This window comes from Streptomyces sp. NPDC002817 (assembly GCF_053592055.1).
On the sequence record NZ_JBSFUY010000010.1, the window covers coordinates 52,010 to 71,592 of the forward strand.

Here is a 19,583-nt window from a genome sequence, read left to right on the forward strand (position 1 = left end):
AAGATCCCTTCAGGCGGCTTCAGGTTCCCCTCAGCGTCGGTCGGCGATGTTTGGTCATGTCGAAAGCGAGCGAATCGCTGGAACCGAGCGAAAACGATCGAAGGGGAAGGAACCCTCATGAAGCGCAACATCGTCATCGCCACCCTCACCGCCGCAGCCCTGGCCACCGGCGGCACCGTCGCGGCCTTCGCCGCGGGCGACGACGAGACGGCGGCGCAGCGCCAGTCGAGCTCCGGCACGCAGGTGGTCGCCGACCACGACGACGCGGACGACCGGGCGGACGACGTGAACGACGACGCCGACGACCGCAAGGACGACGCCGAGGACCGTACGACGGTCGCCGACGGCGATGTCACCGCCGCCGAGGCGATCGCGGCCGCGCTGAAGAGCGTCCCGGGCACCGCCGTCTCCGCCGACCTGGACGACGAGGACGACAACGGCAAGGTCGTGTGGGACGTCGACGTGCTGGGCGACGGCACCACCTGGCACAGCATCACGATCGACCCCGCCACCGGCAAGGTCCTCGGCTCCCACACCGAGCAGGAGGACGACACCGCCCAGGTGCGGGCCGCCCTGAAGGGTACGTCCGTGACGGCCGCGGAGGCGGCGAAGGCGGCCGCCGCCAAGGGCACCGTGACGTCCGTGGACCTCGACGAGGACGGTGCCTCGCAGGCCTGGGACGTGGAGACCCGCACCTCCGGCACGGTCGACCAGGACTGGCAGGTCGACCTGAACAGCGGCAAGGTCACGGCGGACCGCTCGGACGACGACCAGGACTGACGCAGGTCACAGAACCCGCACGTCAGCCGCAGCGGGCACGGCGGCCGTACGCTCCGGCGTACGGCCGCTTCGCCGTGCCGGAACCAGTGCCCCGACCAGTGCCGCCACCATCGAGACCGCCCCCGCCACCGCGAAGCACACCCCCGGCGGCAGCCGCTCCACCAGCAGTCCCGCGGTCGCGGCGCCGGTCGAACTCCCGGCATTGACAGCCGTGTTGACCCAGGCGCCGGCCTGCGTGCGGAAGCCCGGCTGGGCGGCCTCGTCGGCGATCAGATACGCCGTGGTCAGGGCCGGTGCGACGAACGACCCGGCGAGGGCCGCCGCCAGGGCGAGGATGCCGGTGCCGGGGGCCAGGCCCGCGGCGGCCAGGGTGAGGCCCAGGCCGGCGCAGAGGAGCGGGAGGCGGACCCGGGCGGGCATCCGCCAGTCGACGGCGCCGTTCAGCAGTCCGCCCACCGCGCTGCCCGCCGACAGTGCCGCGAGGACCCAGGCGACGGTGTCGCCCCCCTGCTGCCGGGCCGCGGCGAAGGCCACGACCAGGAGGTCGACCGCGGCCAGCGACAGACCCACGCCCGCCGCCACGACCACCGGCTGCAACAGGGCCCCACGGGGCGGCGAACCGGCTCTGGACGACCGGGACTTGGGGCCCCCGCTGGGACGCAGCGCGGAGACGGCGGGCGAGGTGACGAAGGCGAGCGATCCCGCCGCCATGAGCAGGGCGCCCAGCAGGACGCCGACGGCCGGGGAGGCCACGCCGATCACCACTCCGACCAGCAACGGGCCGGTGACGTAGAGGAGTTCCTCCGCGACGCCGTCCAGGCTGTAGGCGCGCTGCAACAGCGCCCGGTCACCGACGAGTTCGCCCCACACCATGCGCATCGTGGGGCCGAGCGGGGGCGCACAGGCGCCCGTGACCGCAGCTGTCACGCCGAGCACCACCGCGGGTGCGCCCGGCCGCCAACTCACCGCCGCGAGCGCGCAGAGCAGCACCGCGTGGAGCAGGGCCATGGGGATCAGAGCCCGCCGGGGGCCGTGACGGTCGACCAGCGCGGCCCGGTAGGGCGACAGGAGCACACCCGTGGCACCGAACAGGGCCATGACGACACCGGCCACGGCGTACGACCCGGTCGCCCGGGTCACGGCGAGCATGACGGCGATCGGGGCCATTCCGTACGACAGCCGGCCGCTGAGGGCCGCCAGGAAGGTCCGGCGGGCATGGGGGACACGGAGCACGGCGGCGTACGAAGGCCGCCGCGAGGACGCGGACATGGGGAGGTTCCTCTACTGGAGGCATGAGCGAGGGACGCCGAAGTGCCGCGCCGGCCACTGTCGGCCGGTCGCGAGCGAGGCGCGCTCTATGCCAGGAGAAGGAACATGTGGATCAACGTACCAACCGCGCGCGGAACTTGACCAGGGGTCGGGTCGGGTCGGCGGCGGGGGCACGGGGACCGGCAGACGTGTCCCCGCCTCGGGCGGGAAAGCGCGGGTCACCGAAGTGCGGCGGGGGACGGATCCGCCGATCCCCACTCCTCGAAGACCGCCTCAGCCCTGCGTCAGGCCCGCCACCAGCTCGTCCGCCGCCCCGTACGGGTCCAGCTCCCCGGCCACGATCCGGTCCGCCAGCGCGTCCAGGCGTCGGTCTCCGTGCAGGTCGCCGATCCGCTCGCGCAGGGCGGTGACCGCGATGGTCTCCACCTCGCGGGCGGCGCGGGCGCGGCGGCGCTCGGCCAGGACTCCGCGCTCCTCCATCCAGGCGCGGTGCTTCTCCAGTGCCTCGACGACCTCGTCGATGCCCTCGGAACGGGCGGCGACCGTCTTCACGATCGGCGGGCGCCAGTCCCCGGGGCCGCGGGACTCGCCGAGGCCCAGCATGTGGTTGAGCTCACGGGCGGTGGCGTCGGCGCCGTCCCGGTCGGCCTTGTTGACGACGTACACATCGCCGATCTCCAGGATCCCGGCCTTGGCCGCCTGGATGCCGTCGCCCATGCCCGGGGCCAGCAGGACCACGCTGGTGTCCGCCTGCGAGGCGATCTCGACCTCCGACTGACCGACGCCGACCGTCTCGACCAGGACGACGTCGCAGCCCGCCGCGTCCAGGACACGGATCGCCTGCGGGGCCGACCAGGCCAGGCCGCCGAGGTGGCCGCGCGTGGCCATCGAGCGGATGTAGACGCCCGGGTCGGAGGCGTGGTCCGACATCCGGACGCGGTCACCGAGCAGGGCGCCGCCCGAGAAGGGCGATGACGGGTCGACGGCCAGGACGCCGACCCGCCTGCCCTGCTTGCGGTACGCGGTGACCAGGGCGGACGTGGACGTCGACTTGCCCACGCCCGGCGAACCGGTCAGGCCCACGACGTACGCGTTGCCCGTGAGCGGGGCCAGCGCCGCCATGACCTCCCTGAGCTGCGGGGACGCCCCCTCCACCAGGGAGATCAACCGGGCCACGGCACGCGGCCTGCCCTCCCTCGCCTGGGCCACCAGAGAGGAGACGTCCTGCATCACAGCTCCGTTCCGTTGGAGAAGTACAGCTCAGGCCTTGGGTACCCGCACGATGAGCGCGTCACCCTGGCCGCCGCCGCCGCACAGCGCGGCCGCGCCGACTCCGCCGCCGCGCCGCTTCAGCTCCAGCGCCAGGTGCAGCACCAGACGGGCGCCGGACATGCCGATCGGGTGGCCCAGGGCGATGGCACCGCCATTGACGTTCACCGTTTCGGAGGACACGCCGAGGTCCTTCATTGACTGGACCGCGACGGCGGCGAAGGCCTCGTTGATCTCGATCAGGTCGAGGTCGGAGACGTCCAGGCCCTCCTTCTTCAGGGCGTGGAGGATGGCGTTGGACGGCTGGGACTGGAGGGAGTTGTCCGGTCCCGCCACATTGCCGTGGGCGCCGATCTCGGCGATCCACTCCAGGCCGAGCTCCTGCGCCTTGGTCTTGCTCATCACGACCACGGCCGCGGCACCGTCGGAGATCTGCGAGGACGTGCCCGCCGTGATGGTGCCGTCGCGGGTGAACGCCGGGCGCAGCTTGCCCAGGGACTCCGCGGTCGTCTCGGCGCGGATGCCCTCGTCCTTGCTGAAGACGACCGGCTCGCCCTTGCGCTGCGGGATCTCGACCGGGGTGATCTCGGCCTCGAAGATGCCGTTCTTCTGCGCGGCCGCGGCCCGCTGGTGGGACAGGGCGGCGATCTCGTCCTGCTCGGGACGCCGGATGCCCAGGCGCGCGTTGTGCTTCTCCGTGGACTCGCCCATGGCGACGTTCTCGAAGGCGTCGGTCAGACCGTCGTGGGCCATGGCGTCGAGCATCTCGATGGCACCGTACTTGAAGCCCTCGCGGGACTTCGGGAGCAGGTGGGGGGCGTTGGTCATGGACTCCTGGCCGCCCGCGACGATCACGTCGAACTCGCCCGCGCGGATCAGCTGGTCGGCCAGCGCGATCGCGTCGAGGCCCGACAGACAGACCTTGTTGATGGTGAGCGCCGGGACGCCCATCGGGATGCCGGCCTTGACCGCGGCCTGGCGCGCCGGGATCTGGCCGGCCCCGGCCTGGAGCACCTGGCCCATGATCACGTACTGCACCTGGTCGCCGCCGATTCCCGCACGGTCGAGGGCGGCCTTGATCGCGAAGCCGCCGAGGTCGGCTCCGGAGAAGGACTTCAGTGAGCCGAGCAACCGTCCCATCGGGGTGCGGGCACCCGCCACGATGACGGACGTCGTGCTGTTCGAACCAGACATGAGGTGCGATCCCCTTTCAGCTGCACAGCTGAGGAGTGAACGAGGGTTTACTTCGAATGTACTGAGTGGCACTCCGTGCCGTCACCGGCCCGTCGGTGTGATCGCGCGCACGTTGCGTAACCACCTCCGGAGCGCTGCACTGAGTTCCATGCTGACGCGAATCGACCACATCGGGATCGCCTGTTTCGACCTGGACAAGACTGTCGAGTTCTACCGGGCCACCTATGGCTTCGAGGTGTACCACTCCGAGGTCAACGAGGAGCAGGGCGTGCGCGAGGCCATGCTCAAGATCAACGACACGTCGGACGGCGGGGCCTCCTACCTGCAGCTCCTCGAGCCGACCCGCGAGGACTCCACCGTCGCGAAGTGGCTCGCCAAGAACGGCGAGGGTGTGCACCACATCGCTTTCGGTACGGCGGATGTGGACGGCGAGTCCGCGGACATCCGCGACAAGGGCGTACGCGTTCTGTACGAGGAGCCGCGACGCGGCTCCATGGGGTCACGGATCACGTTCCTGCACCCGAAGGATTGCCATGGAGTACTGACAGAACTGGTCACTTCGGCGCCTGTTGAGTCACCTGAGCACTGACCCCCGTACATATGGGCCGGTAGGGTTGGGGGCGGTCGCCGCTCTTTGGGGGCGACCGCGGGCCGGGGTCCGGGTTTCGGGGGACAAGCGTCGGGGCGGCAGCCCTTGCTCCGCCGTTGATCTGACACCATTCCCCGGGGGCCCCGTTCGGCGGATGGACGGAGCTCGTTTGGGCAGACATGCGACCAGGGGACGGATGGGACCGCGCAGTGCGGGGCTACGAAAGCCAGGAGCGAGTGCCGGCGGCTGACGTCGACCATCTCTCTCGGTTCGAGGCCGAGATGGATCGGCTGAAGACCGAGCGGGAAAAGGCGATCCAGCACGCCGAGGACCTCGGCTACCAGGTCGAGGTGCTGCGCGCCAAGTTGCACGAGGCGCGGCGCACCCTCATGTCCCGACCGTCCTACGACGGCGGCGACATCGGCTACCAAGCCGAACAGTTGCTCCGCAACGCCCAGGTCCAGGCCGATCAGTTGCGCCAGGACGCCGAGCGTGAGCTGAGCCAGGCGCGGGCGCAGACGCAGCGCATCCTCCAGGAGCACGCCGAGAACGCGGCGCGGCTCCAGGCGGAGCTGCACCAGGAGGCGGTCACCCGCCGCCAGCAGCTGGACCAGGAGCTCTCCGAGCGCCGCCAGACCGTCGAGTCGCACGTCAACGAGAACGTGGCGTGGGCCGAGCAGCTGCGCGCCCGCACCGAGCAGCAGGCCCGCCGGCTCCTGGAGGAGTCCCGCGCGGAGGCCGACCAGGCCATGGCCGCCGCCCGCGCGGAGGCCGAGCGGGTAGCCGCCGAGGCCCGCCAGCGGCTCCAGAGCGATGCCGAGACGGCCCGCGCGGAGGCGGAGCAGCTGCTGCGCCGCGCCCGCACGGACGCCGAGCGGCTGCTGAACGCCGCGTCCACGCAGGCCCAGGAGGCCACCGACCACGCCGAGCAGCTGCGCAGCTCCACGGCGACCGAGTCGGACAGCGCCCGCCGCGAGGCGACCGAGCTGAGCCGTGCGGCCGAGCAGCGGATCACGGAGGCCGAGGAGGCGCTGCGCAAGGCGCAGAGCGAGGCCGAGAAGCTCGTCGCCGAGGCCAAGGCGACCGCCGAGAAGTCGCTCACCAGCGCCGAGTCGACCAACGAACAGCGCACGCGTACGGCCAAGGAGCAGGTCGCCCGGCTGGTCACGGAGGCCACCAAGGAGGCCGAGACCACCAAGGCGGACGCCGAGCAGGTCGTCGCGGACGCCCGCGCGGAGGCCGAGAAGATCGTCGCCGAGGCCTCCGAGAAGGCCCGCACGATCACCGCCGAGGAGACCGCGTCCCAGCTGGGCAAGGCGGCCAAGACCGCCGAGGACGTCCTCAACAAGGCGTCCGAGGACGCCCGTAACACCACCAAGGCCGCCGCCGAGGAGGCCGAGCGGATCCGTTCCGAGGCCGAGGCCGAGGCGGACCGGCTGCGCGCCGAGGCGCACGACATCGCCGAGCAGCTCAAGGGCTCGGCGAAGGACGACACCAAGGAGTACCGGGCCAAGACGGTCGAGCTCCAGGAGGAGGCCCGTCGGCTGCGCGGCGAGGCCGAGCAGCTGCGCGCCGACGCGGTCGCCGAGGGCGAGAAGATCCGCGCGGAGGCCCGCAAGGAGGCCGTCCAGCAGATCGAGGAGGCGGCCAAGACCGCCGAGGAGCTGCTGTCGAAGGCCAGGCAGGACGCGGACGAGCTGCGTCAGACGGCCACGACGGACAGCGAGAAGGTCCGCACCGAGGCCATCGAGCGCGCCACCACGCTGCGCCGGCAGGCCGAGGAGACCCTGGAGCGCACCCGCCAGGAGGCCGAGCGGCACCGCGCCGAGGTCGTCGAGCAGTCCGAGGGCATCAAGGCGGACGCCGAGCGGGCCGCGCGGGAGCTGCACGAGGAGACCGAGCAGGCCATAGCGGCCCGCCGGGCCGAGGCCGCCGAGGAACTGACCCGGCTGCGCACCGACACCGAGGAGCGCCTCGCCGCCGCCGAGCAGGCGCTGACCGACGCCCGCGCCGAGGCCGGGCGGATCCGTCGCGAGGCCGCCGAGGAGACCGAGCGGCTGCGCGCCGAGGCCGCCGAGCGGATCCGCACACTGCAGCAGCAGGCCGAGGCGGAGGCCGAGCGGCTGCGCGACGAGGCCGCCTCCGACGCGTCCGCGTCCCGTGCGGAGGGCGAGGCCATCGCCGTACGGCTGCGTTCGGCGGCCGCGGCCGAGGCCGAGCAGCTGAAGGCGGAGGCCCAGGACACCGCCGACCGGGTCCGGGCGGAGGCGCAGGGCGCCGCCGAGCGGCTCGCGACGGAGGCGTCCGAGACGCTGGCCGCCGCCCAGGAGGAGGCCGTCCGGCGCCGCCGCGAGGCCGAGGAGACCCTCGGCTCGGCGCGTCAGGAGGCCGACCAGGAGCGCGAGCGGGCCCGCGAGCAGAGCGAGGAGCTGCTGGCCTCCGCACGCAACCGTGTGGAGGAGGCGCAGGCCGAGGCGGTGCGGCTGGTCGAGGAGGCCGACCGGCGCGCCACCGAGATGGTGTCGGCGGCCGAACAGCACGCCCAGCAGGTACGGGACTCCGTGGCCGGGCTGCACGAGCAGGCCCAGGAGGAGATCACCGGGCTGCGCAGCGCCGCCGAGCACGCGGCGGACCGCACCCGGCGCGAGGCCGAGGAAGAGGCGGACCGGGTCCGCGGCGACGCCTACGCCGAGCGGGAGCGGGCCAGCGAGGACGCGGGCCGCGTCCGGCGCGAGGCGAACGAGGAGTCGGAGGCCGCCAAGGCGCTCGCCGAGCGCACCGTCGGGGAGGCGATCGCGGAGGCGGAGCGGCTCAGGTCGGACGCCTCCGAGCACGCCCAGCGGGTGCGCACGGACGCCTCGAACGCGATCGCCGAGGCCGACCAGGCCGCCGCCCGTACCCGGGCGGACGCCCGTGAGGACGCCAACCGCATCCGCTCGGACGCGGCCTCGCAGGCCGACGCCCTCATCACCGAGGCGCGCAGCGAGGCCGAGCGGCTCACCACGGAGACGCTCACCGACACCGACCGGCTGCGCACGGACACGGTCAACGAGGCCGAGCGCGTACGGTCCGAGGCGGTCGCCAAGGCCGAGAAGCTGATCGCGGACGCCACCGGGGACGCGGAGCGGCTGCGCGCCGAAGCCTCCGACACGGTCGGTTCCGCACAGCTGCACGCCGAGCGGGTCCGCAGCGACTCCGAGCGCGTCAAGGCCGATGCCCTGGCCGAGGCCGACCGGGTCACGACGGCCGCGCGCGAGGAGGCCGAGCGGACCCTCGACGAGGCCCGCAAGGACGCGAACAAGCGGCGCCAGGACGTGGCCGAGCAGGTCGACACGCTCATCACGGAGACCACGGCCGAGGCGGACAAGCTCCTCACCGAGGCGCAGCAACAGGCCCACAAGACCACCGCGGACGCGGAGGGGCAGGCCGACTCCATGGTGGGCGCGGCCCGCACGGAGGCCGACCGGCTGGTCTCGGAGGCGACCGTCGAGGGCAACTCCCGGGTGGAGAAGGCCCGTACGGACGCGGACGAACTGCTGGTCGGCGCCCGCCGGGACGCGACCGCCATAAGGGAGCGCGCCGAGGAGCTGCGCGACCGCATCACGACCGAGATCGAGGACCTGCACGAGCGGGCCCGCCGCGAGGCCTCCGAGACGATGAAGTCGACGGGCGACCGCTGCGACGCGCTCATCAAGGCGTCCGAGGAGCAGCTGGCGAAGGCCCAGGCGAAGGCCAAGGAGCTGGTCTCGGAGGCCAACTCCGAGGCGGGCAAGGTCCGTATCGCCGCCGTGAAGAAGGCCGAGGGGCTCCTGAAGGAGGCCGAGCAGAAGAAGTCGGCGCTCGTGCGGGAGGCCGAGGAGCTCAAGGCGGAGGCGATCCGCGAGGCCCGGCGCACGGTCGAGGAAGGAAAGCGCGAGCTGGAGATCCTGGTGCGCCGCCGCGAGGACATCAACGCCGAGATCTCCCGTGTCCAGGACGTCCTGGAGGCGTTGGAATCCTTCGAGGCCCCTTCGGCGGGCAAGGACGGTGGCGTCAAGGCCGGCGTCACGGTCGGCGCCCCTCGATCGGGTGGCAAGTCGTCAGACAGTTAGGCGACGGACAGCTGACCGAAGGCTGACCGACGGGTCGAATTCCGGTGCCGTCTGGGGCCTTTGACCAAGTTTTTGGCAAGCCGTCCCGGGGTTAGCCACTCAAAAGGGGTGTCATTCTCCAGATCAAACACGTATCCGCTCGATGACACACCGCTTCGGCCCCTAGGATTCCCCCTATCACCTCACCGGTCTCATTTGACAGGAACCCCATGAGCGACACTTCCCCCTACGGCTTCGAGCTTGTGCGGCGTGGGTACGACCGCGCTCAGGTGGACGAACGGATCTCCAAGCTCGTCTCCGACCGTGACAGCGCTCTCTCCCGCATCACCGCTCTGGAAAAGCGCATCGAGGAGCTCCACCTCGAAACGCAGAACGCGCAGGCTCAGGTCACCGACGCCGAGCCGTCGTACGCCGGTCTCGGCGCGCGTGTCGAGAAGATCCTCCGCCTCGCCGAGGAGGAGGCCAAGGATCTGCGCGAGGAGGCCCGTCGCGCGGCGGAGCAGCACCGCGAACTCGCCGAGTCGGCGGCCCAGCAGGTCCGCAACGACGCGGAGTCGTTCGCCGCGGAGCGCAAGGCCAAGGCCGAGGACGAAGGCGTCCGGATCGTCGAGAAGGCCAAGAGCGACTCCTCTCAGCTGCGCCAGGAGGCACAGAAGGACGCGCAGCAGAAGCGCGAGGAGGCGGACGCCCTCTTCGAGGAGACCCGCGCCAAGGCCGCCCAGGCCGCCGCGGACTTCGAGACGAACCTCGCCAAGCGTCGCGAGCAGTCCGAGCGCGACCTGGCGTCCCGTCAGCAGAAGGCCGAGAAGCGCCTCGCGGAGATCGAGCACCGCGCGGAGCAGCTGCGTCTCGAGGCCGAGAAGCTGCGCACGGACGCCGAGCGCCGGGCCCGTCAGACCGTCGAGACGGCGCAGCGCCAGGCCGAGGACATCGTGGCCGACGCGAACGCCAAGGCCGACCGGATCCGTTCGGAATCCGAGCGCGAGCTGGCCGCCCTCACCAACCGCCGCGACAGCATCAACGCCCAGCTGACGAACGTGCGCGAGATGCTCGCCACGCTCACGGGCGCCGCGGTGGCCGCAGCCGGTTCTCCGGCCACGGACGACGAGCCGATCTCCCGTGGGGTTCCGGCTCAGCAGTCCCGGTAAGCAGTAGCGCGTTCAGAGGCCCGCACCGTCTCCCCCGGAGGTGCGGGCCTCTGGCGTACCCACCAGGGGCAGGAAGACGTCGTCGACGATCTCCGTCAGCGTCTCGTCCGTCACCTGTTCCCGGCTCAGCAGGATCTCGTGGCGCAGGAGGTCCGCGGGGAGGGTGAGGACCCGTCGGGGCAGCTCCGCCGTGGGGATCTCGCCGCGCTCGGCGGCCCGCTCGACGAGCGTGCGCAGCACGCCCCGCATGATGACGAAGAAGGACGGGTCCACGTCCCGGGCCTCCGCGAGCAGCCCGTGCAGGGTGTCCGGGCCGATCTCCCGCTGGCGGCGCACGCCCGCGCGGAGTACCTCCAGTACGTCTTCCCGCAGCGAGCCCGTGTCGGGCACCCGGTCGGCGATGGACCCGGTGCGGTGGCGCATCGCGGCGATGACCAGTTCCGCGCGGTTGCTCCAGCGCCGGTAGAGGACCTGCTTGCCGGTACGCGCGCGTGCGGCGACGCCCTCCATCGTGAGCTTCGGGTAGCCGACGGCCTTCAGCTCGGCCCAGGCGGCGTCGAGAAGGTCGGCCTCCAGAACGGCACCGCGCCGCCGTGTGGTCTCGCCGGGCATCCGCACACCTCCCTTTAGGAGACCTTGCGTCTCTTGTGAGCGCCAGCCTATCGTGGGATTAAGAGACGCACCGTCTCCAAAGGGAGTCGCCATGCCCACCACCCGCCTCGATCCCGCGGTCCTCAAACTGGCCGGCGTCCTCGTCCTCGGCGCCCTGGCCCCCCTGCTCGACAGCACGATCGTGTCCATAGCCATCCACACCCTCGGCCACGACCTGGACACCTCGACGACAGCCGTGCAGTGGGTGAGCACGGCGTATCTGCTGGCCCTCGCGACGGTCGTGCCGGTGTCCGGCTGGGCCGTGGACCGCTACGGCGCCCGACGCGTATGGCTGGGCTCGCTCGGCCTCTTCCTCGCCGGGTCGGTGCTGTGCGGGCTCGCCTGGAACATCGGCTCGCTGATCGCCTTCCGGGTCCTCCAGGGCATCGGCGGCGGAATGCTGCTGCCGGTCCTCCAGACACTCGTCATGCGGGCCGCCGGCGGACGCGACCTCGGCCGCCTCATGGCCGTGATCACGCTGCCCGCGCTCCTCGGTCCGATCCTCGGCCCCGTCCTCGGCGGTCTGATCGTCGGCCACTTCAGCTGGCGCTGGATCTTCTACGTCAACCTGCCCCTGTGCCTGCTCGCCCTCGCGCTGGCCCGGCGGTACGTCCCCGAGGACGGCCCGGGCACCGACCGCCGCCTCGACACGAAGGGCCTGCTGCTCCTCTCCCCCGGCCTCGCGGCGCTCGTCTACGGCCTCTCCCAGGACGGCCTCGCCCGGGACGCCGCGATCCCCGCGGGCGCCCTGCTCGTCGTCCTGTTCACGGCCCACGCCCTGCGCTCCCCCGCACCCCTCGTCGACCTCCGGCTGTTCCAGGACCGCGCCTTCGCCGTCTCCGCGACGCTGATGTTCCTGAACGGCCTCGCCCTGTACGGCGGGATGTTCCTGCTGCCGCTCTACTACCAGCAGGCGCGCGGCGAGAGCGTGGTCGCCGCCGGGCTGCTGCTGGCGCCACAGGGCCTCGGCAGCCTGCTGTCCCGGGCGACGGGCCCCCTCACCGACCGCGTCGGCCCCCGCCCGGTCGTCCTCACGGGCCTGCTGCTGTCGGCCCTGGGCACCCTCCCCTTCGCCCTCCACCACCCCGCGGCAGCCCTCCTTCCCCTCGCCCTCGTCGTCCGGGGCCTCGGGACGAGCGCAGCCAACCTCGCCGTGAACGTCGGCGCCTACCAGGGCCTGAGCCCCGACCGCATCCCGCACGGCAGCACCACCGTCCGGATCGTGCAGCAGCTCGGCGGCTCCGTCGGCACCGCCGTCCTGGCCGCCGTACTGGCACGCGGGCGGGGAGCCACGGCCTTCCCGCACGCCTTCCTCTGGTCGACGGCCTTCACGGTGCTCGCCGCCCTCGTCGCACTCGCCCTGCCCGCTCAAGTGGCAGCCCCCGAACGCCCGTCTTAGCGTGGCCGCATGATCGAGCTCGAGGGCCTGACCAAGCGGTACGGCGAGAAGGTGGCGGTCAACAACCTGACCTTCACCGTCAGACCGGGCATCGTCACGGGCTTCCTCGGGCCCAACGGCGCCGGCAAGTCGACGACGATGCGGATGATGCTCGGCCTCGACCGCCCCACCGCCGGTGACGTCCGGATCGACGGGCAGCACTACGACCACCTCAGAGAACCGCTGAAGTACATCGGCGCCCTGCTGGACGCCAAGGCCATGCACGGCGGGCGCAGCGCCTTCAACCACCTCCTCTGCCTCGCCCAGAGCAACGGCATCCCCCGCAGGCGGGTCGCCGAGGTCCTCGACACCGTCGGCCTCACCGCGGTGGCGAGGAAGAAGGCCAAGGGGTTCTCCCTCGGCATGGGACAGCGGCTCGGCATCGCGGGCGCGCTCCTGGGCGATCCGCGGATCCTGATGTTCGACGAGCCGGTCAACGGGCTCGACCCCGAGGGCATCCACTGGATCCGCAACCTGATGAAGTCCCTCGCGGCACAGGGGCGGACCGTCTTCGTCTCCTCCCACCTCATGAGCGAGATGGCGCTGACCGCCGATCACCTCGTCGTCATCGGTCAGGGGCGGCTGCTCGCCGACACCTCCATGGCCGAGTTCATCGAGCAGAACTCGCGGTCGTACGTCCGGATCCGCTCACCCCAGCGCGAGCGGCTGCTCGACGTGCTGCACGAGGCCGGAGTCACGGTCGTGGAGACCGGCAACGGGACGCTGGAGGTCGACGGCGGCAAGCCCGAGCACATCGGGGAGCTGGCCGCGCAGCACCAGATCGTGCTGCACGAGCTGAGCCCCCAGCAGGCCTCCCTGGAAGAGGCGTTCATGCAGCTGACCGCGGAGTCGGTCGAGTACCACGCACACTCCGACACACCTGTTGCGGCGCCACCCCAGCAGTGGGGCGACGACTGGGAGGAGAACTGATCATGGCGGCGATCCAGGTCGTACGGTCCGAGTGGACCAAGATCCGGTCGGTGGCCTCCACCGTGTGGACGCTCTCCCTCGCCGTGGTCGTCACCCTCGCCCTCGGCATGCTGATCGCGGCCCTGTCGAAGAACGAGTTCGACAAGATGAGCCGCAACGACCAGCTCTCCTTCGACCCCACCTTCATCAGCTTCGCCGGGATGGGCCTCGGTCAGCTCGCGATGATCGTGTTCGGGGTGCTCGTGGTGTCGAACGAGTACAGCACCGGCATGATCCGCACCTCGCTGGCCGCCGTACCGCAGCGCGGCACCTTCCTGTTCAGCAAGATCGCGGTGGCGGCCGGCCTCTGCCTCGCCGTCGGCCTCGTCACCAGTTTCGTCACCTTCTTCCTCGGGCAGGCGATGCTCGGCTCGCACCGGGCCGAGATCGGAGACCCGGGAGTGCTCCGCGCGGTCATCGGCGGCGGGCTGTACATGACCCTCATCGCGGTGTTCTCGATGGGTGTGGCCACGATGCTGCGCTCGCCGATGCTGTCGCTGGGCATCCTGATGCCGTTCTTCTTCCTGATCTCCAACATCCTCGGCAACGTCTCGGCGACCAAGAAGATCGGCCAGTACCTGCCCGACCAGGCCGGCAGCAAGATCATGCAGGTGGTCACCCCGATCGACGACGACACTCCGTACGGTCCCTGGGGCGGGTTCGGGATCATGGTGCTGTGGGTGCTCGCGGCGGTCGCGGGAGGGTACGTCCTGCTGAAGAAGAGGGACGCATGACACCCCGGAGCTTTGCTCGCTCTTGAGTGGAACCGTCAGCGCCCGGTTAAGCTCCTAACCCTTACGGGGGCGTGTGCCCTGCTGTCCTGAACCTTTCGATGGGTGCGGAGCATGATCGAGGCAGTCGGCCTGACCAAGCAATATGGCGACAAGACCGCTGTGTACAACCTTTCCTTCCAGGTACGGCCCGGTGCCGTCACCGGCTTCCTGGGCCCCAACGGCTCCGGCAAGTCGACGACGATGCGGATGATCCTCGGTCTGGACAACCCCACGTCGGGTCAGGTGACGATCGGCGGCTACCCGTACCGCAAGCTCCCCAACGCCCCCCGCCAGGTGGGCGCGCTGCTCGACGCCAAGGCCGTGCACGGCGGCCGGCACGCCCGCAACCACCTGCTCTGCCTCGCCCAGCTGTCCGGCATCCCGGCCCGCCGGGTGGACGAGGTGCTCGGCGTGGTCGGACTCCAGGACGTGGCCAGGAAGCGCTCCAAGGGCTTCTCCCTCGGCATGGGCCAGCGGCTCGGCATCGCCGCCGCGCTGCTCGGCGACCCCCAGGTGCTGCTGTTCGACGAGCCGGTCAACGGGCTCGACCCCGAGGGCATCCTCTGGGTGCGCAACCTGATGAAGTCCCTCGCGGCGGAGGGCCGTACGGTCTTCGTCTCCTCGCACCTCATGAGCGAGATGGCGCTGACCGCCGACCACCTGATCGTCATCGGGCGCGGACAGCTGCTGGCCGACATGAGCGTGCAGGACTTCATCGCCGCGAACTCCGCCGGCTTCGCTCGCGTACGCACGCCCGACACCGATCCGCAGCTGCGCGAGAAGCTGACGTCCGCGCTGACCGAGGCGGGCGGGCATGTGCTGCCGGAGCAGGACGGCGCGCTGCGCATCACGGGTCTGCCGCTCCCCCGCATCAGCGACATCGCCCACGACACGGACGTACGCCTCTGGGAGCTCTCCCCGCACCAGGCCTCGCTGGAAGAGGCGTACATGCGGATGACCCAGGGCGCCGTCGACTACCGCTCGACGATCGACCAGAAGGCCGGCCTTCAGCAGCCCCTCCCGCCGGGAGCCCAGCCGCCGATGCCGGTCCCGGGCCAGGGCCAGCCCGGCTGGTACGCGCCTCCGCCGCCGCAGCAGGGCGGCCAGCCGCTCGTGGGCGCCCCCGGCACGGGCCCGGCGCCCGCCGGCGCGTACGGCACCGGGCAGCCCCCGGCAGGCCCGTACGGCGCCCCTGGCGCGGGTCAGCCCAACCCGTACGCCCAGACGCCTCCCCAGGCCCCCCAGGCCCCGGCTCAGCCCTCCGGCCCCGCGACCCCGCCTGCGGCCCAGCAGCCCGCCCCGAGCGCCCCCGCCGCAGCCCCCGCGCCGCCCGCGGCCGCCCCGCAGCCCGCCGCGGCCCCCGCGCCCCAGCAGCCCGTCGCCGCCCCGCCGGCCCCGCAGCCGACCCCCGCGCCCGCCGCCGACCTGACGAAGTCCGAGGACGCCCGATGAGCACGCCCCAGCCCCCGATGCCGCAGGCCGCCGCACCCGACTGGCAGGCGGCGCCCGCTCCCTCGTACGCCGCGTACACCTCGCCGATCCCGGTCGTGCGCACGCACCTCGGGCACGCGATCGCCTCGGAGTGGACGAAGATCCGCTCGGTGCGCTCGACGATGTGGACGCTGGGCGTCTTCGTGCTGCTGGTCGTCGGCATCGGCCTGCTCGCCGCCGCCGTGGTGTCGAGCAGCGCGAGCGACGGCGGCCTGTCCGGGGAGAACCCGCTGTCGTTCGGCTTCTTCGGACTGCTGCTCGGCACGATGTGCGTGATCACACTCGGCGTGCTGACCACGGCCTCCGAGTACGGCACCGGCATGATCCGCACGACGATGACCGCGTGCCCGAGCCGTGGCCGGGTGCTGACCGCGAAGGCGATCGTCTTCTTCCTGGTCGCCTTCGTCGTCACGTTCGTGTCGGTCCTGCTGGTCGCCCTCGCCGACGTGGCCCTCCTCGACGGCACCGGCGTGAAGGACCCCACCGGCAGCGAGTGGCTCAAGGGCACCCTGGGCATCTCGCTCTACATCGCGCTGCTCGGCCTGCTCTCGCTGATCGTCGGCTCGATCATCCGGCACTCGGCGGGCGCCATCACCATCATGATCGGCCTGGTGCTGGCCCCGCTGGTCATCGCCCTGTTCATGTTCTCGTCCTCGCTGGAGGACCTGCGGACGGCCCTGTTCGAGTACTCCATCCCGAACCAGCTGAGCGTCTTCTACTCCAACTCGCTCACCGAGACCGGCCCCTCCGGCTGGGACCCGCTGTGGATCATCGCGGGGGTGACGGCCGCCGCGTTCGCCGGCGCCTACGCCCTCCTCAACCAGCGGGACGTCTAGAACCTCGGCGCGTTACGGGACCGCTGCACCCTCGAGGTGCGGCGGTCCTTCGCGTTCCAGCACGCCTTGTGCCAGTGCCTGCGCTCGTCGACGCCCGAGTGGTCCGGCCAGGCCACCACATGCGGGACGCCGTCGGGGATCAACTGGTCGCAGCCCGGGCAGCGATAGGACTTGCCCTGGGCACTCGCCCCCGCCACATGACGGATGTTCCACTCCTCGCCCTGCCAGCTCTCGGTGGACTGAAATCCGCCGTAACGTCCCGAGCTGTCGTCCCCTCCTGAGGGGTCGGCTCCTTTGGGTCGGTTGCGACGCGGGGACACAGGACACCTCACGGGGCTATACAGGAAGCATGGGCCGTGTCCAGCCTACGCGTCACGAGCCTGGGTAGGCGTAGGGGACCAACCCCCACAAGTGCCTCTTCATATCGGCCCATTCTGCAGACAATCCGAGTATCTCTTCGCCAGGCCGTGTCCTCGGCACGTGTCAGACGGTTATGCCGGGTGGGGGAGCTCCGCGTCGGAGCCAAGGAAGCAGGAAAAGCAATGCACGTTGGAAGTTTCGTGTTGGCGGCCCAGTTCCCGGGGCAGGGCCAGGGGGAGGCGCTGCACCGCGCGGTCCGCTCGGCCGAGGTGGCCGAGGAGGCCGGCCTCGACTCGGTCTGGCTGGCCGAGCATCACTTCGTGCCGTACGGCACCTGTCCATCGGCGATCACCCTGGCGGCGTTACTGCTGGGCCGCACCCGTCGCCTCAGGGTGGGCACCGCGGTCAGCGTGCTGCCCACCGTCCACCCGGTCGCCCTCGGCGAGCAGGCCGCGCTGCTGCACATCGCGTCCGGCGGACGGTTCTCGCTGGGCGTGGGGCGCGGCGGGCCGTGGGTCGACCTGGAGGTGTTCGGCTCGGGCCTGGAGGCGTACGAGACGGGGTTCCCGGAATCACTCGATCTGCTGGTGCGCTGGCTGCGCGAACCGTCGGTGGCGGCCTCCGGGGAGCGCTTCAACTTCCGTGAAGTAGCCGTCGTGCCGCGGCCGTCGGAGTCCCTGTCGGAGGAGCCGGGACCCGAGGTCGTCGTGGCGTGCACCTCCCCGGCGAGTGTGCGGCTGGCCGCCGAGCGTGGCCTGCCGATGCTGCTCGGGATGCACGTGGGGGACGAGGAGAAGGCCGAGATGGTCTCCCTGTGGCGCACGCACGCGCGCGCGGCGGGCCGTTCGCCGGAGGAGGTACTGGGCGCGGCCCATGTCTCGGCCGGGGTCTGCCAGATCGGGGACCGGCGCACGGACGCGGTGGAGGCCCTGGTGAAGGCGATGCCGGGCTGGCTGCGGCAGGGCCTGGAGGCCCATGTGACGGTCGATGGCCGGCATCGCTCGATGCGCGACCCGGTGGCGTACACCGAACTGCTCTGCGGGCTGCATCCGGTGGGCACTCCGCGGCTCTGCGCCGACCGGCTCGCGGCGACCAGCGAGCGGACCGGCATCTCGCGCTTCGCCCTGCTCACGGAGGGCTCGGGGGATCTGGCGGCGACGGAGGAGAACGTCCGGCGGCTGGGCGCCGAGGTGCTCCCCCACCTCGGCTGACCGTGCGTACCGCACCCCGCCGTGCTTGCCGCCCCGGTACTTGATGCACCTCCCGCGTACGGAGCGGCAAGCAGGCAGTTCGCTGTCTCAGCAGTCCCGGAACTCCGGTGACTGGTTGAGCAGCTGACTACGGACCGAGGTGAAACGGGCCAGTGACTCGTCCACCGAGCCGTCCAGCGGGAACACCGCCACACGGTGGCAGTTCTGGAAGGCCAGTCGCACCCCGAAGTGCCGTTGCAGCGCGCCGCGTATCGCGTCACTCGCGAGCGCACGCAGCAGCTGACCGCGTGCCTGCTCGTCCGGCGGAGGCGTCTGGTTGTCGGCGAACTGACCGCCGTCGACCTTCAGCTGGGCCACCAGGGAGCTGACCATCTCCCATGCGTAGGGCAGGGAGGTCCGGACGCAGTCGACGAATTCCGCTTCGTCGACCTCGCCTCGCTCGGCCTTCTCGAGTAGGGCCGGTGAGACGTCGAGCGACATGGGTTCTCCTCTCGCACCCCCGAACAGGAATTCAGGGGTTGCCGGACAGGTAAGGGAGTTCGCGAATCCGAACACGCTGAGTGCACGCTCCACGACCTCCCGGTTACTACGGTAAGCAACGGACGGTGACGGCACCAGGCGAACGCGTACATAGAGAGCCCTGGTTGGGGACACAATCGGCCACAAACGAACATCGCGTTTCTGGGGCGAATCGCGTGGACCCGGGCCCGTCGAGTAGCGTTGCCGACCATGCGTCTCGTCATTGCCCGGTGCTCCGTGGACTACGCGGGCCGGCTCACCGCCCACCTCCCGTCCGCCCCCCGTCTCATCCTGGTGAAGGCGGACGGCAGCGTGTCGATCCACGCGGACGACCGGGCCTACAAGCCCCTGAACTGGATGTCGCCGCCCTGCACGTTGAAGGAGGAATCGGGGGAGTTTCCCGAGGGCGCCGTGGGCGTCTGGACCGTCGTCAACAAGGGCGGCGAGAAGCTGATCATCACCATGGAGGAGATCCTCCACGACTCCTCGCACGAACTGGGCGTGGATCCCGGCCTGATCAAGGACGGCGTGGAAGCACACCTTCAGGAGCTGCTCGCCGACCGTATCGAAACCCTCGGCGACGGCTATACGTTGATCCGCCGCGAGTACATGACGGCCATCGGCCCGGTCGACATCCTGTGCCGGGACGCCGAGGGCCAGACCGTCGCGGTCGAGATCAAGCGGCGCGGTGAGATCGACGGGGTGGAGCAACTCACCCGCTATCTCGAGCTGTTGAACCGCGACCCGCATCTCGCCCCGGTCCGCGGCGTCTTCGCGGCCCAGGAGATCAAGCCCCAGGCCCGCGTCCTGGCCACGGACCGCGGCATCGGCTGCACGGTCCTCGACTACAACGCCCTGCGCGGCATCGAGGACGACAAGCTGCGGCTGTTCTGACGGGCTCTTCCGCTACGCCGGTTCCCCTACGCCGGTTCTTCCACGCCGGTTCTTCCACGACGAAGAGGGCCGGGTCCTGTTCCCAGGATCCGGCCCTCCTG

General features: G+C 71.3%; 17 protein-coding genes and 1 pseudogene. 11 read left to right on the forward strand and 7 right to left on the reverse strand.

The window, feature by feature from the left end; translation table 11 throughout:
* The first annotated feature begins 117 nt into the window (after positions 1-117).
* Complete coding sequence (locus tag ACWD3I_RS20790) at positions 118-780, forward strand: PepSY domain-containing protein (protein WP_365393099.1); 663 nt, start codon at positions 118-120, stop codon at positions 778-780.
* Between the two features lie 6 nt (positions 781-786).
* Here the strand turns inward: ACWD3I_RS20790 and ACWD3I_RS20795 are convergent, their stop codons facing one another.
* The 3 genes from ACWD3I_RS20795 to ACWD3I_RS20805 form a co-directional block, all read right to left on the reverse strand.
* Positions 787-2,049, reverse strand: coding sequence for an MFS transporter (locus ACWD3I_RS20795; protein WP_365393096.1), 1,263 nt, complete (start codon positions 2,047-2,049; stop codon positions 787-789).
* Between the two features lie 273 nt (positions 2,050-2,322).
* On the reverse strand, positions 2,323-3,279 hold the full coding sequence (gene meaB, locus ACWD3I_RS20800) for a methylmalonyl Co-A mutase-associated GTPase MeaB (RefSeq protein ID WP_266887950.1): 957 nt from the start codon (positions 3,277-3,279) through the stop codon (positions 2,323-2,325).
* Positions 3,280-3,309: 30 nt separating this feature from the next.
* Entirely contained in the window at positions 3,310-4,512 is a 1,203-nt protein-coding gene (locus ACWD3I_RS20805; RefSeq protein WP_365393093.1) for an acetyl-CoA C-acetyltransferase, read from the reverse strand.
* 148 nt (positions 4,513-4,660) lie between these two features.
* On the opposite strand from ACWD3I_RS20805, the gene mce reads away from it, so the two are divergent.
* A complete protein-coding gene (mce, locus tag ACWD3I_RS20810; RefSeq protein WP_361479318.1) occupies positions 4,661-5,101 on the forward strand; it encodes a methylmalonyl-CoA epimerase in 441 nt (146 codons plus the stop codon).
* On the opposite strand, the pseudogene ACWD3I_RS20815 reads toward mce, so the two are convergent.
* A pseudogene (locus tag ACWD3I_RS20815) lies at positions 5,087-5,329 on the reverse strand (hypothetical protein); the annotation flags it as partial. The gene mce and the pseudogene ACWD3I_RS20815 overlap by 15 nt on opposite strands.
* On the opposite strand from ACWD3I_RS20815, the gene scy reads away from it, so the two are divergent.
* Together scy and ACWD3I_RS20825 are read left to right on the forward strand one after the other, a co-directional pair.
* Entirely contained in the window at positions 5,311-9,192 is a 3,882-nt protein-coding gene (gene scy / locus ACWD3I_RS20820; RefSeq protein WP_365393089.1) for a polarized growth protein Scy, read from the forward strand. The pseudogene ACWD3I_RS20815 and the gene scy overlap by 19 nt on opposite strands.
* Positions 9,193-9,401: 209 nt before the next feature.
* Positions 9,402-10,340, forward strand: a complete 939-nt coding sequence (locus tag ACWD3I_RS20825) for a coiled-coil domain-containing protein (RefSeq protein ID WP_046263072.1) — start codon at positions 9,402-9,404, stop codon at positions 10,338-10,340.
* 12 nt (positions 10,341-10,352) lie between these two features.
* On the opposite strand, the gene ACWD3I_RS20830 is transcribed toward ACWD3I_RS20825, so the two are convergent.
* Entirely contained in the window at positions 10,353-10,952 is a 600-nt protein-coding gene (locus tag ACWD3I_RS20830) for a TetR/AcrR family transcriptional regulator (RefSeq protein WP_365393086.1), read from the reverse strand.
* Positions 10,953-11,043: 91 nt separating this feature from the next.
* Here ACWD3I_RS20830 and ACWD3I_RS20835 point away from each other — a divergent pair, with 91 nt between their 5' ends.
* From ACWD3I_RS20835 to ACWD3I_RS20855, 5 genes are all read left to right on the forward strand, one after another.
* On the forward strand, positions 11,044-12,390 hold the full coding sequence (locus ACWD3I_RS20835; protein WP_365393083.1) for an MDR family MFS transporter: 1,347 nt from the start codon (positions 11,044-11,046) through the stop codon (positions 12,388-12,390).
* 9 nt (positions 12,391-12,399) lie between these two features.
* Positions 12,400-13,359 (forward strand): ABC transporter ATP-binding protein, encoded by a 960-nt coding sequence (locus ACWD3I_RS20840; RefSeq protein ID WP_365393081.1) that lies wholly within the window; start codon positions 12,400-12,402, stop codon positions 13,357-13,359.
* 2 nt (positions 13,360-13,361) lie between these two features.
* Positions 13,362-14,132 (forward strand): ABC transporter permease subunit, encoded by a 771-nt coding sequence (locus ACWD3I_RS20845; RefSeq protein ID WP_365393078.1) that lies wholly within the window; start codon positions 13,362-13,364, stop codon positions 14,130-14,132.
* 111 nt (positions 14,133-14,243) lie between these two features.
* Positions 14,244-15,623 (forward strand): ABC transporter ATP-binding protein, encoded by a 1,380-nt coding sequence (locus ACWD3I_RS20850; RefSeq protein WP_365393075.1) that lies wholly within the window; start codon positions 14,244-14,246, stop codon positions 15,621-15,623.
* On the forward strand, positions 15,620-16,498 hold the full coding sequence (locus ACWD3I_RS20855; RefSeq protein ID WP_365393072.1) for an ABC transporter permease: 879 nt from the start codon (positions 15,620-15,622) through the stop codon (positions 16,496-16,498). The genes ACWD3I_RS20850 and ACWD3I_RS20855 overlap by 4 nt, the downstream gene beginning before the upstream one ends.
* On the opposite strand, the gene ACWD3I_RS20860 is transcribed toward ACWD3I_RS20855, so the two are convergent.
* Positions 16,495-16,818 (reverse strand): hypothetical protein, encoded by a 324-nt coding sequence (locus tag ACWD3I_RS20860; RefSeq protein ID WP_046262493.1) that lies wholly within the window; start codon positions 16,816-16,818, stop codon positions 16,495-16,497. The two genes, ACWD3I_RS20855 and ACWD3I_RS20860, sit on opposite strands and share 4 nt — an antisense overlap.
* A 222-nt stretch (positions 16,819-17,040) precedes the next feature.
* Here ACWD3I_RS20860 and ACWD3I_RS20865 point away from each other — a divergent pair, with 222 nt between their 5' ends.
* A complete protein-coding gene (locus ACWD3I_RS20865) occupies positions 17,041-18,069 on the forward strand; it encodes an LLM class flavin-dependent oxidoreductase (protein ID WP_365393069.1) in 1,029 nt (342 codons plus the stop codon).
* 87 nt (positions 18,070-18,156) lie between these two features.
* On the opposite strand, the gene ACWD3I_RS20870 is transcribed toward ACWD3I_RS20865, so the two are convergent.
* Complete coding sequence (locus ACWD3I_RS20870) at positions 18,157-18,549, reverse strand: SCO5389 family protein (RefSeq protein ID WP_266887972.1); 393 nt, start codon at positions 18,547-18,549, stop codon at positions 18,157-18,159.
* 249 nt (positions 18,550-18,798) lie between these two features.
* On the opposite strand from ACWD3I_RS20870, the gene nucS reads away from it, so the two are divergent.
* On the forward strand, positions 18,799-19,482 hold the full coding sequence (nucS, locus tag ACWD3I_RS20875; protein ID WP_266887974.1) for an endonuclease NucS: 684 nt from the start codon (positions 18,799-18,801) through the stop codon (positions 19,480-19,482).
* Positions 19,483-19,583: the final 101 nt, after the last annotated feature.

Coding starts and splice junctions, on each gene's coding strand:
- ACWD3I_RS20805 (WP_365393093.1), bottom strand. CDS start 4,512: ATGTCTGGTTCGAACAGCACGACGTCCGTCATCGTGGCGGGTGCCCGC.
- ACWD3I_RS20845 (WP_365393078.1), top strand. CDS start 13,362: ATGGCGGCGATCCAGGTCGTACGGTCCGAGTGGACCAAGATCCGGTCG.
- ACWD3I_RS20790 (WP_365393099.1), top strand. CDS start 118: ATGAAGCGCAACATCGTCATCGCCACCCTCACCGCCGCAGCCCTGGCC.
- ACWD3I_RS20855 (WP_365393072.1), top strand. CDS start 15,620: ATGAGCACGCCCCAGCCCCCGATGCCGCAGGCCGCCGCACCCGACTGG.
- ACWD3I_RS20795 (WP_365393096.1), bottom strand. CDS start 2,049: ATGTCCGCGTCCTCGCGGCGGCCTTCGTACGCCGCCGTGCTCCGTGTC.
- ACWD3I_RS20840 (WP_365393081.1), top strand. CDS start 12,400: ATGATCGAGCTCGAGGGCCTGACCAAGCGGTACGGCGAGAAGGTGGCG.
- mce (WP_361479318.1), top strand. CDS start 4,661: ATGCTGACGCGAATCGACCACATCGGGATCGCCTGTTTCGACCTGGAC.
- ACWD3I_RS20835 (WP_365393083.1), top strand. CDS start 11,044: ATGCCCACCACCCGCCTCGATCCCGCGGTCCTCAAACTGGCCGGCGTC.
- meaB (WP_266887950.1), bottom strand. CDS start 3,279: ATGCAGGACGTCTCCTCTCTGGTGGCCCAGGCGAGGGAGGGCAGGCCG.
- ACWD3I_RS20870 (WP_266887972.1), bottom strand. CDS start 18,549: ATGTCGCTCGACGTCTCACCGGCCCTACTCGAGAAGGCCGAGCGAGGC.
- nucS (WP_266887974.1), top strand. CDS start 18,799: ATGCGTCTCGTCATTGCCCGGTGCTCCGTGGACTACGCGGGCCGGCTC.
- ACWD3I_RS20850 (WP_365393075.1), top strand. CDS start 14,244: ATGATCGAGGCAGTCGGCCTGACCAAGCAATATGGCGACAAGACCGCT.
- ACWD3I_RS20825 (WP_046263072.1), top strand. CDS start 9,402: ATGAGCGACACTTCCCCCTACGGCTTCGAGCTTGTGCGGCGTGGGTAC.
- ACWD3I_RS20865 (WP_365393069.1), top strand. CDS start 17,041: ATGCACGTTGGAAGTTTCGTGTTGGCGGCCCAGTTCCCGGGGCAGGGC.
- ACWD3I_RS20830 (WP_365393086.1), bottom strand. CDS start 10,952: ATGCCCGGCGAGACCACACGGCGGCGCGGTGCCGTTCTGGAGGCCGAC.